A 12262-nucleotide genomic window follows, 5' to 3' on the forward strand; every position below is an offset into this window, starting at 1 on the left:
GCCGTCAGGACTTGACCCAGCCCTTGACGAGCCACATCTGGTCGAGCAGGGCGTCGCACTGGTTGCCCTGCTCGCAGGAGACCTTGATGGTGTTCGAGCCCTTGTTGAGCTGGACGTAGCTGTAGGTCTGCGTCCAGCCCTTGGTGTAGTCGCCCTCAGCGGCGTGCGCGTAGTTGTCCATGCCGACCGGCGTCGTGGAGGCCGTGCCGTTGACCGTGAGGGTGGCGGTGGCGTCCTTGCCGGGGACGCTGTAGCCGACGAACAGCGTGTACTTGCCGGTCTTGGGAACACCGCTGACGTTCCACGTGACCGAGGCGCCGACGGCGTTGAAGCCGTTGAGGTAGATACCGCCGCCCGCCTTGGCGCCCTTGATGTCCGTCGCCGTGGTCACACCGGGGCCGAGCGAGAGGGCCTTGGCGTCGGTCTTCGGCAGGTCCTCCTCGTCGGCCGCCGCGCTGCTGGCGGCCTCGCTCGGCTCGCTGCTCTGCTGGGACGAGGGCGTGCTGGAGGCCTGGTTGCCGGAGGCGTCGTCGTCGCCGTCGCCGCCCAGCATCGCCACCCCGATGCCGATGACGACCGCGGCGACCACCGCGATGGCACCGATGAGCAGGCCCTTGGTGTTGGGACCCCGGCCGCGGCCGCCACCGCCGTACCCCTGCTGCGGGTGCTGGGTGGTGGGGGCGCCGCCCGGGAAGGTCTCCGGTGCCGCGTAGTGCGCGTTGTTGGGCTGGCCGTAGGCACCCTGCTGCTGCGGCACCTGGCCGTACGGCGCGGTGGGCTGCTGCTGCGGCGGCTGCCCGTACTGGCGCTGGCCGACCGCGCGCACCCGGTTGACGGAGCCCGGATAGCCGTAGCCGCCGGAGGGCGGCTGGGCTCCGTTGGCCTGTCCGTCGGCGTAGAGGTAGCCGAACGGGTCGTCGTCCTCGGGCGGCGTGTTCGCGCCGGTGGTGCCGGACGTCATCCCAGGTACTCCTCAGCAGGTGCGGGGACGGATGCGGTACGCGTGGTGAATGGCGAGCCTACCCGCTCCTGCTGCCCCAAACGGGTGACTCGGATCGCATCAGCTCGCTGACCTGGGGGTCATCCCGCGCGTCTGTGTTGTTTGGGACGAGATCGTTTCTCTACGTACATCCGCTCGTCGGCCGACTTCAGCACTTCGTCCGCCGTCATCCCGCAGTGCGCCCAGCCGATGCCGAAACTGGCGCCGACGCGGACGGCCCGGCCCTCGGCGCGGATGGGCTGGATGATCTCGTTGCGCAGACGTACGGCGAGGTCGGCGGCGTCCGCGCGGCCCAGGCCGTCGGCGAGGATCACGAACTCGTCGCCGCCGAGCCGGGCCACGGTGTCGCCGTCGCGGACCTGCCGGGACAGCCGGCGGGCGACCTCGATGAGGACCGCGTCACCGGCGTTGTGCCCGAACCGGTCGTTGATCGACTTGAAGCCGTCGAGGTCGCAGAAGAGGACCGCGAGCCCCTTGGTGCCGTCGTCGAGCTCACCCTCAGGAGCGACGGTGTGCACATGGTGATCGAAGGCGGCGTCGAACGCCTCGGTGCCGGGCCGGAAGTCGAAGCCGTGGCCGTTGGCGTCGTAGGCGGGCTGGCCGAAGGCCGCGTCGATGGATTCGAGGGCGGCGTGGGTGGGGCGCTTGCACAGCCGCGCGGAGAGCCGGGCGCGCAGCTCGGCGGAGTTCGGCAGGCCGGTGAGGGAGTCGTGGGAGGCCCGGTGGGCGAGCTGGAGCTCGCGGCGCTTGCGGTCCTCTATGTCCTCGACATGGGTGAGGAGAAACCGGGGACCGTCGGCGGCGTCGGCGACGACGGAGTTGCGGAGCGAGACCCAGAGGTAGGTGCCGTCGCGGCGGCCCAGGCGCAGCTCCGCGCGTCCACCCTCCGCCGAGGTTCTCAGCAGTGTCCCTATGTCCTCGGGGTGGACCAGGTCGGAGAAGGAGTAGCGGCGCATCGCGGACGCCGGACGGCCCAGGAGACGGCACAGGGCGTCGTTGGTCCGCAGGATCCGGCCGTGCTGGTCGCCGCCCATCTCGGCGATGGCCATGCCGGAGGGGGCGTACTCGAAGGCCTGCCGAAAGCTCTCTTCACTGGCCCTGAGTGCCTGCTGATCGCGCTCGAGCCTGACCAGTGCGCGCTGCATGTTGGCGCGCAGGCGCGCGTTGCTGATCGCGATGGCGGCCTGGAAGGCGTACATCTGCAGCGCTTCTCGTCCCCAGGCGCCCGGCCGGCGGCCGTTGCGCGGCCGGTCCACGGAGAGCACGCCGATCAGCTCACCGCAGGCGGCGCCGCCCACGCCGGGCGTGAACATGGGGGCGAAAAGCCGGTCGGAGGGGTGCCACTCGTCCTCGAAGCGGGGCGCGGGGCCGTCGGTGTACCACTGCGGTACGTCGTCGTCGTCGAGGATCCAGCCCTCGGTGTGCGGGATGAAGACCAGGTCGCCCCAGTTCTCACCCATGCTCAGGCGGCGCTCCCAGGAGTCGCGGGAGCCGACCCGGCCGGTGATGAGCGCCTCGGCGGCGGGGTTGCCGGCGAAGGCGGCGACGACGAGGTCGCCGTCGGGGCGGACGAGGTTGACGCACGCCAGCTCGTAGCCGAGGCCGGTGACCACTCCGTCGGCGACGGTCTGCAAGGTGTCCGCCAGGGATCGGGCGGTGTTCATGTCCGCCATGACCTGGTGCAGTTGTCGCAGAGTCGCAAGGCGGACGTAGGGCTCCGACTCGCTCTCCATGCTCGCCCTCCCCCCCGAGACCTCGCAGCGAATCAAGGGTTCTCATCGGCGTATCGTTCTGGCAGCTTCCCCGCCACTGAATCACAGCGCGCTGCTCACTCGGTACACAGGGTCAACAATTAGTACCTCTTGTGACTCAAGTCACAGCGAAAGATGAACAATTGAGTGGGGTTTCTGCGTTTTCCCTGTGCGTTTACTGAACGCAAACTTTGTGGGTTTGTGGAGGCTCGCGGGGAGGGGCTGGTCGGGGGTCCTAGGTCCGAGATCGGGTCCCGGCTCGGGCGGAGGTCCGATGCGGTCCGCACCGGTCGGACACTAGCGTTCCCGACGTGCCGAACACTTCTCCGATCACCGCCGTGACCGCCTACGGGCATCCTGTGGGGGTGAGCAACGACGAGTTCCGCGCCGCCATGTCCCGGCTGGCCGCGGGTGTGGTCCTGGTGACCGCCTACGAGCCCCCGCTCGCCGCCGAGGGGCCCAAGGGCGAGGACGTCGGCATGACGGCCACCGCCTTCATGTCGGTCTCCCTGGACCCGCCCCTGGTGCTGGTCAGCCTGCGCGAGGGCTCCCGTATGGACGACCTCCTCGACGAACAGCCCCTGTGGGCCGTCTCGGTCCTCTCCGAGAGCCAGCGCCACATCGCCGGCCGCTTCGCCATGAAGGGCCGCATCAGCGACCGCCTCCTCTTCGAGGACATCCCCTGCACCCGAGGTGCGGCCACCGGCTCTCTCCTGGTGAGCGGCGCCCTGGCGACCCTGGAGTGCCGAACGGAACAGCGGGTACGCGCGGGCGACCACACCCTGGTGATCGGCCGAGTCCTGACGGCAGGGATCCCGAGCGCGGACGGAGGACCCCTGACGTACTTCAAGGGCCGCTACCGCCAGCTGGACTGACGGGACGGGCGGCCACCTGGAGTCCTGCCGACGGGAGTCGGGACGGATCCGCCCATCACCGAACCGAGCCCCTCCCCGCGCCTACCCCTCCCCGTGGCTAGAGGAGCTCGATGTCGAGGTCGGCCACGCGCGCGGGGGCGGTCACGACGTCGATCACGGCGATCCGGTCCCGTACGAACGTGAAGGCCAGCGCCCGCTCCACCCGCCCGTCCACCAGCACCGCGAGCCCCGTGGCCCCGTCGACCAGCGCGGGCCGCGCGACCAGGGCGAGGCTCGCGTAGCTCGTCGCGCCCTTCGCCACCGCGAGGGCACCCGCCGTGACACCGGCCTCGGCACGCGCCACGACGTCCGGGTCGAGCACATCCACCAGCGCGTCGAAGTCGCCCCCGCGCGCGGCGGCCAGGAAGGCGTCGACGACCTCCCGCTGCCGGATCAGGTCCGCGTCGGGCGCCGGCGCGCCCTGCACCCGACGCCGGGCCCGGCTGGCGAGCTGCCGCGTCGCGGCCGGCGTACGTCCCACGATGTCGGCGACATCCTCGAACGGCACCGCGAACAGGTCGTGCAGTACGAACGCCAGCCGTTCGGCGGGCGTCAGCGTCTCGAGTACGACGAGCAGCGCGACGCCGACCGAGTCGGCGAGCAGCGCGTCCTGCTCGGGGTCGGGGACCACTCCGGGCAGCGGTACGTCCGGCTCCAGCGGCTGCTCGGCACGCGCCTTGCGTGAGCGCAGCATGTCCAGACAGACCCGCCCGACGACCGTGGTCAGCCAGCCCCCGAGGTTCTCCACCTGCCGGGTGTCGGAACGGCTCAGCCGGAACCACGCCTCCTGCACCGCGTCATCCGCCTCCGCACCGGACCCGAGCATCCGATAGGCGACGGCCTTCAAATGCCCCCGGTACGCCTCGAACCGCTCGGCAAGAAACTCGCTCTCGCTCATCCGCCTCTGACCTCTCATCGCGTCGCCGGGGTGGTCTCAACGGTCTGACGAACGGGAGAGCGCAGATGTGACAGGGGTACGCCTCGGCGCGCGCCGGTCCTAGCCCCAGTCGCGGCCCGTCCTGCCCCGCTTCGTCTCCGCTCGCTGCTTCTTCTCGCGCAGACGGCGTTCGTTGATGCCTCGCGGGATGCGGGTGGCCCTGCGGGGTTTGGGGGGCGGGGCGGTGGCCTCGGCCAGGAGGGCGGCCAGGCGTACGGCGGCGGTCTCGCGGTTGCGCCACTGGGAGCGGTGCTCGGAGGCACGGACCGTGACGACGCCGTCGACGAGGCGGCCGGCCAGGCGTTCCAGGGCCCGCTGCTTCCACACCTCGGGCAGGGACTCCGTCTTGGCCACGTCGAAGCGGAGCTCCACCTGCGAGTCACTGGTGTTGACGTGCTGGCCGCCCGGTCCGGACGACCGCGAGAAACGCCACATGAGCTCGGCCTCGGGAAGGGAGACGGAGCCGCGGATGACGTGAGGACCGGACATGCCCCCTATGGTCGCGCGGCTGACCCGCACACGTCACGCGAATATCCCCATCTCTGCGCCTCGCGTCCCTCACTCCCGCTTGGTAAAGAAAGTAAAGAGAGCTGGAACCTTGGTGCCTCTCTCCGCGTTCTTGGGGGTAGATGTAGCTTCAAGCCCGTACCGCCTGTGCAATGCATAACGAGGGAAGGATCCCAACCATGGCTGTAAGCCTGTCCAAGGGTGGCAACGTCTCGCTCAGCAAGGAGGCTCCGGGCCTGACTGCCGTCACCGTGGGCCTGGGCTGGGATGTCCGCACCACCACCGGCACGGAGTTCGACCTCGACGCCTCCGCGATCGCGGTCAACCCGACGGGCAAGGTCTACTCCGACGGCCACTTCGTCTTCTTCAACAACAAGCAGACGCCGGACCAGACCATCGTCCACACCGGTGACAACCGCACCGGCGAGGGCGCGGGCGACGACGAGGCGATCAACGTCAACCTGGCGGGCCTCCCGGCCGACGTCGACAAGATCGTCTTCCCGGTCTCGATCTACGACGCCGAGAACCGCTCGCAGAACTTCGGCCAGGTCCGCAACGCGTACATCCGCATCGTCAACCAGGCCGGCGGCGCCGAGATCGCCCGCTACGACCTGTCCGAGGACGCGGCCACCGAGACCGCCATGGTCTTCGGCGAGCTGTACCGCAACGGCGCCGAGTGGAAGTTCCGCGCCGTCGGCCAGGGCTACGCCTCGGGCCTGGCGGGCATCGCGTCGGACTTCGGCGTGTCCGTCTGACCTCTGACGTCCGACGGACGCAGGCACACCACGCTGCGCAGAAACCCCTGGCTTCGGCCGGGGGTTCCTGCGTTGTGAGGGCCGTTGCGGTGCGCGCGGCCGGGTGCGTCGCGAGGTGTGTTGTCACGGGGATGCGCATGACGTGTGCGCGATAAGTTGCCCCGCATGATCCTCGCCCCCGTCCCCCTCACCCCCGACCACGACATCCCGGCCCCCGTCCTCACCGAACTCGCCGCGCTCTACGCCGCCAACCGTGAGTTCCACGCGCTCAGCGGGGACTTCCCGGACCCGGACGACGTGCGCCCGGAGCAGGTGGCGGCAGCACTGGCCGACGATCTCGCGGAGCCGGGCGCCGAGGTGCTGCTCGCCCGCAGCGAGGGACGGCTCGTCGGGATCGTGATCACACTCGCCCACCATCCCGACCCGGCCGACCCGGACCCGTGGATCGGCCTGCTGATGGTGGACACGGACAGGCAACGCCAGGGGTACGGGCGGCGGTTGGCGTCCCTCGTCGAGGACCGTTTCCGCACGGCGGGCCGCGGCGCCGTCCGGCTCGCCGTCCTCGACGCCAACCCCAAGGGCCTCGCCTTCTGGACCGCCCTCGGCTACGAGGTCATCGACCACCGCGACGACCGCGCGCTCGGCCGCCCCTGCGCGGTCCTGCGCAAGCCGCTGCGCACTCCCCGCCGCGCCGCCCGGGTCGCCGTGCTCGACCCCGAGGGCGCGGTCTTCCTCCTGCGGTACGACAACGTCGAGGTCGGCATCCACTGGGCCATGCCCGGCGGCGGCCTGGAACCGGACGAGAGCCCCGTCGAGGGCGCCCTGCGCGAACTGCGCGAGGAGACGGGCTGGACGGACCTGGCGGCGGGCCCGCTGCTGTGCACCTGGGAGCACGACTTCACGCACGCCTCCGTCGGCCCCGTCCACCACCACGAGCACATCTACGTCACCCACGGTCCGCGCCGCGAACCCACCGGCCCCCACCTCGCCGCCGCCCACGCGGAGGACCTCATCCTCACCTGGCGCTGGTGGTCCCGGAAGGAGCTCAGGGAAGCGACGGAGGCCATGTGGCCGCCGGACCTCGCACGGCGGCTCGACGAGTTCGACGAATTCGACGGGGCGTGATCCCGATGGAGTGGATGACCCTCGCCGGTACCGGACTGGGCGCGCTCGTCGGTATCGGCTCGACCCTGCTCGCGGACCGGGCCCGCTGGCGCCGGGACTCGGCCGACCAGGCCCGGCAGGAACGCAAGGAGATATACGTCAGCTGCCTGACCACGTTCCGCCAGGCCCACGAGGCCATGCGCGCCGTCGCCACCGGTGACCAGCAGCGCGAGGCGGCCGCCGTCGACGCCGCCGTACGGGAGGCGTTCCGCGAGTCGGGCTGCAACGAGGCCCGCGAGACGGCTCTGATCTGTGTGCCGCCCTCGCTGGCCGCCACGATCGAGGACGCCTATCTGAGCCTGCGGGAGATCCGTGACGCGCTCGCCGCGGGAAACCCCCTTTCCTCACCCGAGTACAAGGAGTCCCGCCGCGCCCACACCCGCACCGTCAACACCGCCCGCGAGGCCATGCGCCACGACCTCGAACGCCGGCCCTGACCGGTCGGCTCAGCGGTGCTCCGGCTTCCCCTCCCCGTACAGCCACTGCGCCCAGATCGCGTCGAAGTCCTCGTCCGGCGCCTGCTTCTCCACATACGCCGTGAAGTCGCCGGTGTCCGCGTTGCCGTGGCGGTGGGCGGCCGTCCAGCCCTGGACGATGTCGTAGAAGGTGTCGTCGCCGACGGTCTGCCGGATCTTGTGGACGACCATCGCGGCGCGCTGGTAGATGGGGCCCTCGTCGGAGATGTCCGCGGCGCTGGTGGGCTTCGCCGGCGGGAAGGACCAGAGGTCCTCGAATCTGTCCTCGCCGTGGTCGTAGAGCGCGTCGAACGTCTCCTGGGCGCTGTCGCCGCCCTCGTCCTCCTCCCACAGCCACTCCGCGTACGTCGCGAAGCCCTCGTTGAGCCACATGTCCCGCCAGGTCCTCGGCGTGACGGAGTTCCCGAACCACTGGTGCGCGAGCTCATGGACGAGGAGCCCGGTGTCCGGGGCGCCGGGGAAGAAGGGGCGGTTCTGCGTCTCCAGCGCGTACCCGGCGTCGTGCTCGCCGCCGACGATCGCGCCGGTGGAGGAGAAGGGGTACGGGCCGAAGTTGTACTCCGCCCACTCCATGACCTCCGGCAGCCGGGCCAGGGCCTTCCCGCTCGCCTTCGCCTGCCCCGGGGCGAGGGCCGTGTACACCGGGAGGTCACCGGCGGTGGAGCGCCGGATGTCGTAGTCGCCGACCGCGAGCGTGGCGACATGGCTCGCCATGGGCTCGGCGGTGCGCCAGGTGAAGGTGGTACGGCCCTTGCTGGTCGTCTCGCCCGTCAACTCCCCGTTGGACACGGCCCGCAGGCCCTCCGGCACGGTGACCGCGATGTCGTACGACGCCTTGTCGGAGGGATGGTGGCTGCCGGGGAACCACGCCATCGACCCCGTCGGCTCGCCGAGTCCGACCGCGCCGCTCTCCGTGGGCAGCCAGCCCTCCTCGGAGCCGTCCGGGTCGGTGATCGTCTGCGGGGTGCCGGAGTAGCGGACCCGCACCTCGAACGTCTCCCCCTTATCGAGCTCGTCTCCCGGGCGTACGGTCAGCTCCTGCCCGGACCGGTTCCAGCGGGCCTTCTCGCCCTCGACCGTGACCTCCTCGACGTCCAGCCCCTTCAGGTCCAGGTCGAAGGCGGACAGGTTCTGCGTGGCCCGGGCGGTGACGGCCGCCGTGCCGGACAGGTGCTCCGCGTCGGGGTCGTAGGACAGCCGCAGCGCGTAGTGGGCCACGTCGTACCCGCCGTTGCCCGCCTTCGGGAAGTACGGGTCGCGCACACCGGAGCCGCCGGGGGTGCCCTGCACTCCACCGCTGGTGCACGCCGAGAGCGCGAGAGCGAGCAGGACGGAGGCACAGGCCGGGACAAGGCGCGCGGAACGGGACATGACCGTGATCCTAGGGCGGCGCACCACCACCCCATCGCGGCCGCGGACCCGGCGCACGGTCGCCCCGTCCGTCCTTCTGCCGCGCCGTGACACCATCTCGTACGTGCTCGACATCGGCTACGCCCTCTCCAACCGCTTCCCGGACCCGCCCCAGACGGACTACCGCCGAGCGGACGTCCACGCGCTGCGCCACGACCTGTTCTGCGGTGACGTCTATCTCGCCGACACCAAGGCGGACCGGGAACTGTCCACAGCCTGGGGATGGGTGCCGGTGCTCGACTTCGCGTGGGCGCTGTGCGACATCGCGGAACGCCTCGACCGCGACCCGGCCGGCTCCCGGGCCTCCCGCCCCCAGCACGCGGAACTCGACTTCACCGAGTCCACCGACCGCATGCTCTTCGAGCGCCGCTTCGGCTGGGTCGACATCGAGTCCGACTGGATGCCGGCCGAGGAACCACCCCTGACCTTCTCCCACTCCGAACTGCGCCGCGAGGCACGGGACTTCCTCCAGGACCTGCTCGCCGACCTGTGCGACCTCCACGACGACCTCGCCGAGAACCCGGCGATCTGGACGCTCCAGGCCCGCTTCCCCAGAGTCCGCTGACCGTTCCCGACCATCGCGGTGAGGGCATCGCACCCTGGTACCGAGCCCGGCCGCCGGCCCGTCAGTCCCCGGCCGGGCCGAACGTCGCCCCGCCGAACACCATCAGCTCCTCGAGCAGCAGCCCTTCGGGCAGCTCACCGCGGGAGAGACCGGTGTACCCCGTGCTCAGCCGACGGCCGTCCAGACCCAGCGTCTGCATCACGTCGTAGTGCTGGTCCTCCGCGAAGACATACCGCCCGTCCCTGCCACCGTCCTCCGGGTCCAGGGCCATGCGGCGCAGAACGGACTCCAGCACCGCCCGGTCCACAGGAGCGGCCGCGAACAGCAGGAAGGCCTCGGGGTCGGCGCCTTCGGGATCGGGCCGTACGGAGTCCCCGCCCACCGGATTGCCGTCCTCGTCGGTCTCGCCCTCGTCGAAGTACCCGGGATACGAGTCGTAGAAGTGCCGCTCCTCGCCGTCCTCGAAGACCCGCAGGTCCAGCACGTCCGAGTCGTGGACGTACGAACTCAGCGTGGCCGCCCCCAGCAGCCGGCTCAGCGGTCCGGCCAGCTCGATCGCGTCGGTGTCAGGGTCAGGGAAGAAGAGCACCGTGTGCCCGGGGCCCGCCGGTATCGCGTACCCCCGCAGCGCTCTGCCGTCCTGCGCCGTCGCCCCGGCGAGCAGCGGCACGACCTCGGCGCACTTCCGCGCGACCAGGACATTGCCGTAGAAGGTCCCCACCCCGTCAGCCCTCCACCCTGATCCCCATCTGGCCCGCCAGCACCGGTGCCAGATCCAGCAGTTGTGCGGTACTGACGACCGCACCCGCGAGCCGCTCCACACCCCGCGCGATGTCGATCTCCACCGCGCCCCGCAGATCCACGTCCGTGAGCATCGCCCCCGTGAGGTCCGCCCGCTTCAGCGCGAAGTCCACGAACTCCACCCGCTGCAGCCGGGCCCCGCCGAAGTCCGGCTCGACGAGGACGCAGCCCTCGAAGACGACGTCCCGCAGATTCGCCGCCCGCAGGTTCAGATAGTCGATCTTGCCGCCGCGGATCACCACCCGCTCCAGGGCCGCCCCGTGCAACTGCACCCCGCCCAGCCGGGCGTCGACCAGTTCCACGTCCCGCAGGGTCGCCTCGGACAGGTTGGTCCCCACGCCCCGGACGCCGGTGAGGACCGAGTCCAGCAGGCGCGCGTTGCGCAGCCGCGTCTCGTCCAGCGCGCACCCCGTCAGCGCGCAGTCCATGAAACGGGCGCCCGAGGCGTCCTGGCCCGCGAAGTCCGCCTCCGTGAACTCCAGCCCGTCGTAGTCCCCGTCCGGCTCCAGCCCCCCGCCGTCGTACGCCGCCAGCGGAGGCAACCGCACCTCCGGCCGCCGCGCACCCTTCACACCGGCACCGCCGGCTCCACCTGCCGCTCTCCTCGCCATGCCCCCATGCTGCACCCCACCACTGACAACGCCCCGGGCGACCGCCCTGGCCTGCGGAGAGTCCCCCGCTGTCACAAAACAGGGCGCCCGGTTCGTCGTACTCACGAAGAACCCCGCAGAAGCAACGGAACGGCCGACAAGGCGACCACGACCCGAGGGAGACCCCAGCCATGCACCGCATCACCGTCATCGGCGGCGGCTTCGCCGGACTCACAGCGGCCGTCACGGCCGCCGAGGCGGGCGCCAAGGTCACCGTCTACGAAGCCCATCACACCCTCGGCGGCCGCGCCCGGACCGCCGAGGGGCCCTACAAGGCGAACGAGGGCCCGCACGCTTTCTACAGCGGCGGACCGCACTGGTCCTGGCTCAGGCAGCGCGACCTCATCGGCCCACTCGCGCCGATCCCGCCCCTGGAGGCGGCCCGGATGCGCCTGAGGCACCACGGCGTCCTGCGGCGCACCCCGCCCTTCGCCATGCTGAAGCTGCTGCGCCGCGCCTCCCGGCAGGCGCCCGTCGACACCGACTTCCTCACCTGGGCCGCCGCGCAGGCCGGCGAGGAGGGCGCCCGCGCCGCCGCCCACTACTCCGCCGTCGCCCTCTTCCACCACGACCCCGGCTCCCTGTCCGCCGCGTTCGTACAGGAACGGCTGCGCCGCGCCACCAAGCTGCCGCCCGAGGCCCATTACCCATGCGGCGGCTGGGCGAGCGTCATCGACCGCATGGCCGCCCGCGCCTGGAACCTGGGCGTACGGGTGGAGACCCTGTCCCGCGTCGACACCCTCCCGACCGACACCCCCGTCGTCGTAGCCACCTCCCTGGACGCCGCCCGCCGTCTCCTTGGCGACGACACACTGACCTGGACCAGTGGCCGGACCACTCTCATCGACCTCGCCGTCCGCACCCGACGCGGCGACGCCTTCGCCGTCTCCGACCTCGACTCCCCCGGCTGGATCGAGCGGTTCACCGCCCAGGACCGCACCCTCGCCCCCGCCGGCGAGCAGCTGATCCAGGGTCAGATCCCCCTCTCCCCCCACGAGTCGAAGGCCGACGGGACCGCCCGCGCCGAGCAGCTTCTCGACCTCGCCTTCGACGGCTGGCGCGACCGCGTCACCTGGCGCCGCGAGTCCGTCGCGGCCGGCCGTACCGGCGCCGTCGACCTGCCCGGCACCAGCTGGCGCGACCGCCCCGCCATCGACCGCGGCGACGGCGTCTACCTGGCCGGCGACCAGGTCGCCGCCCCCGGTGTGCTGTCCGAGGTGTCCTTCAACAGCGCCCTCACCGCCGTATCGCTGGCGCTGGGCCGGCACACCCTTGACCTCAAGCATGCTTGAGGTTGAAGAGTGAGGTCCCGACGGCCCGGGCCACCACGGC

The 12262-nt window shown here is 71.3% G+C and carries 13 protein-coding genes; 6 read left to right on the forward strand and 7 right to left on the reverse strand.

Going from position 1 to position 12262, the window contains the following annotated elements; genetic code table 11:
- Positions 1-4 precede the first annotated feature (4 nt).
- A complete protein-coding gene (locus OHU89_RS23085) occupies positions 5-961 on the reverse strand; it encodes a CBM35 domain-containing protein (protein WP_405645519.1) in 957 nt (318 codons plus the stop codon).
- Between the two features lie 119 nt (positions 962-1080).
- Entirely contained in the window at positions 1081-2733 is a 1653-nt protein-coding gene (cdgB, locus tag OHU89_RS23090) for a diguanylate cyclase CdgB (RefSeq protein ID WP_405645521.1), read from the reverse strand.
- Between the two features lie 383 nt (positions 2734-3116).
- Between cdgB and OHU89_RS23095 the strand changes: the two genes are divergently transcribed.
- A complete protein-coding gene (locus OHU89_RS23095) occupies positions 3117-3626 on the forward strand; it encodes a flavin reductase family protein (RefSeq protein ID WP_405654612.1) in 510 nt (169 codons plus the stop codon).
- 97 nt (positions 3627-3723) lie between these two features.
- On the opposite strand, the gene OHU89_RS23100 is transcribed toward OHU89_RS23095, so the two are convergent.
- Together OHU89_RS23100 and arfB are read right to left on the reverse strand one after the other, a co-directional pair.
- Positions 3724-4563 (reverse strand): sigma-70 family RNA polymerase sigma factor, encoded by an 840-nt coding sequence (locus OHU89_RS23100; RefSeq protein ID WP_405645523.1) that lies wholly within the window; start codon positions 4561-4563, stop codon positions 3724-3726.
- A 99-nt stretch (positions 4564-4662) separates the two neighbouring features.
- Entirely contained in the window at positions 4663-5100 is a 438-nt protein-coding gene (gene arfB / locus OHU89_RS23105) for an alternative ribosome rescue aminoacyl-tRNA hydrolase ArfB (protein ID WP_384161282.1), read from the reverse strand.
- Between the two features lie 188 nt (positions 5101-5288).
- Between arfB and OHU89_RS23110 the strand changes: the two genes are divergently transcribed.
- The 3 genes from OHU89_RS23110 (at position 5289) to OHU89_RS23120 (ending at position 7465) form a co-directional block, all read left to right on the forward strand.
- Positions 5289-5864 (forward strand): TerD family protein, encoded by a 576-nt coding sequence (locus OHU89_RS23110; RefSeq protein WP_266825449.1) that lies wholly within the window; start codon positions 5289-5291, stop codon positions 5862-5864.
- 165 nt (positions 5865-6029) lie between these two features.
- On the forward strand, positions 6030-6989 hold the full coding sequence (locus tag OHU89_RS23115) for a GNAT family N-acetyltransferase (RefSeq protein ID WP_405645525.1): 960 nt from the start codon (positions 6030-6032) through the stop codon (positions 6987-6989).
- Positions 6990-6994: 5 nt separating this feature from the next.
- Positions 6995-7465, forward strand: a complete 471-nt coding sequence (locus tag OHU89_RS23120) for a hypothetical protein (RefSeq protein WP_267015553.1) — start codon at positions 6995-6997, stop codon at positions 7463-7465.
- A gap of 9 nt (positions 7466-7474) precedes the next feature.
- Here OHU89_RS23120 and OHU89_RS23125 read toward each other — a convergent pair whose 3' ends face one another.
- Positions 7475-8875 (reverse strand): M1 family metallopeptidase, encoded by a 1401-nt coding sequence (locus OHU89_RS23125; RefSeq protein WP_405645527.1) that lies wholly within the window; start codon positions 8873-8875, stop codon positions 7475-7477.
- Positions 8876-8978: 103 nt separating this feature from the next.
- Between OHU89_RS23125 and OHU89_RS23130 the strand changes: the two genes are divergently transcribed.
- Positions 8979-9479, forward strand: a complete 501-nt coding sequence (locus tag OHU89_RS23130) for a hypothetical protein (RefSeq protein WP_405654615.1) — start codon at positions 8979-8981, stop codon at positions 9477-9479.
- 61 nt (positions 9480-9540) lie between these two features.
- Here OHU89_RS23130 and OHU89_RS23135 read toward each other — a convergent pair whose 3' ends face one another.
- Together OHU89_RS23135 and OHU89_RS23140 are read right to left on the reverse strand one after the other, a co-directional pair.
- On the reverse strand, positions 9541-10200 hold the full coding sequence (locus OHU89_RS23135; protein WP_405645529.1) for a hypothetical protein: 660 nt from the start codon (positions 10198-10200) through the stop codon (positions 9541-9543).
- A gap of 4 nt (positions 10201-10204) precedes the next feature.
- Positions 10205-10891 (reverse strand): pentapeptide repeat-containing protein, encoded by a 687-nt coding sequence (locus OHU89_RS23140; protein ID WP_405645531.1) that lies wholly within the window; start codon positions 10889-10891, stop codon positions 10205-10207.
- Positions 10892-11061: 170 nt separating this feature from the next.
- On the opposite strand from OHU89_RS23140, the gene OHU89_RS23145 reads away from it, so the two are divergent.
- The gene (locus OHU89_RS23145; protein ID WP_405645533.1) at positions 11062-12222 is read left to right on the forward strand and encodes an FAD-dependent oxidoreductase; all 1161 of its coding nucleotides are present in this window, start codon (positions 11062-11064) and stop codon (positions 12220-12222) included.
- Positions 12223-12262: the final 40 nt, after the last annotated feature.

The sequence above is a fragment of the Streptomyces sp. NBC_00019 genome (genome assembly GCF_045041015.1).
GTDB lineage: Bacteria > Actinomycetota > Actinomycetes > Streptomycetales > Streptomycetaceae > Streptomyces.

Bases quoted from the DNA above. Each gene is read 5' to 3' on its own strand.
- OHU89_RS23085 (WP_405645519.1), bottom strand. From the start codon at position 961: ATGACGTCCGGCACCACCGGCGCGAACACGCCGCCCGAGGACGACGAC.
- cdgB (WP_405645521.1), bottom strand. From the start codon at position 2,733: ATGGAGAGCGAGTCGGAGCCCTACGTCCGCCTTGCGACTCTGCGACAA.
- OHU89_RS23100 (WP_405645523.1), bottom strand. From the start codon at position 4,563: ATGAGCGAGAGCGAGTTTCTTGCCGAGCGGTTCGAGGCGTACCGGGGG.
- OHU89_RS23110 (WP_266825449.1), top strand. From the start codon at position 5,289: ATGGCTGTAAGCCTGTCCAAGGGTGGCAACGTCTCGCTCAGCAAGGAG.
- OHU89_RS23115 (WP_405645525.1), top strand. From the start codon at position 6,030: ATGATCCTCGCCCCCGTCCCCCTCACCCCCGACCACGACATCCCGGCC.
- OHU89_RS23120 (WP_267015553.1), top strand. From the start codon at position 6,995: ATGGAGTGGATGACCCTCGCCGGTACCGGACTGGGCGCGCTCGTCGGT.
- OHU89_RS23125 (WP_405645527.1), bottom strand. From the start codon at position 8,875: ATGTCCCGTTCCGCGCGCCTTGTCCCGGCCTGTGCCTCCGTCCTGCTC.
- OHU89_RS23140 (WP_405645531.1), bottom strand. From the start codon at position 10,891: ATGGCGAGGAGAGCGGCAGGTGGAGCCGGCGGTGCCGGTGTGAAGGGT.
- OHU89_RS23145 (WP_405645533.1), top strand. From the start codon at position 11,062: ATGCACCGCATCACCGTCATCGGCGGCGGCTTCGCCGGACTCACAGCG.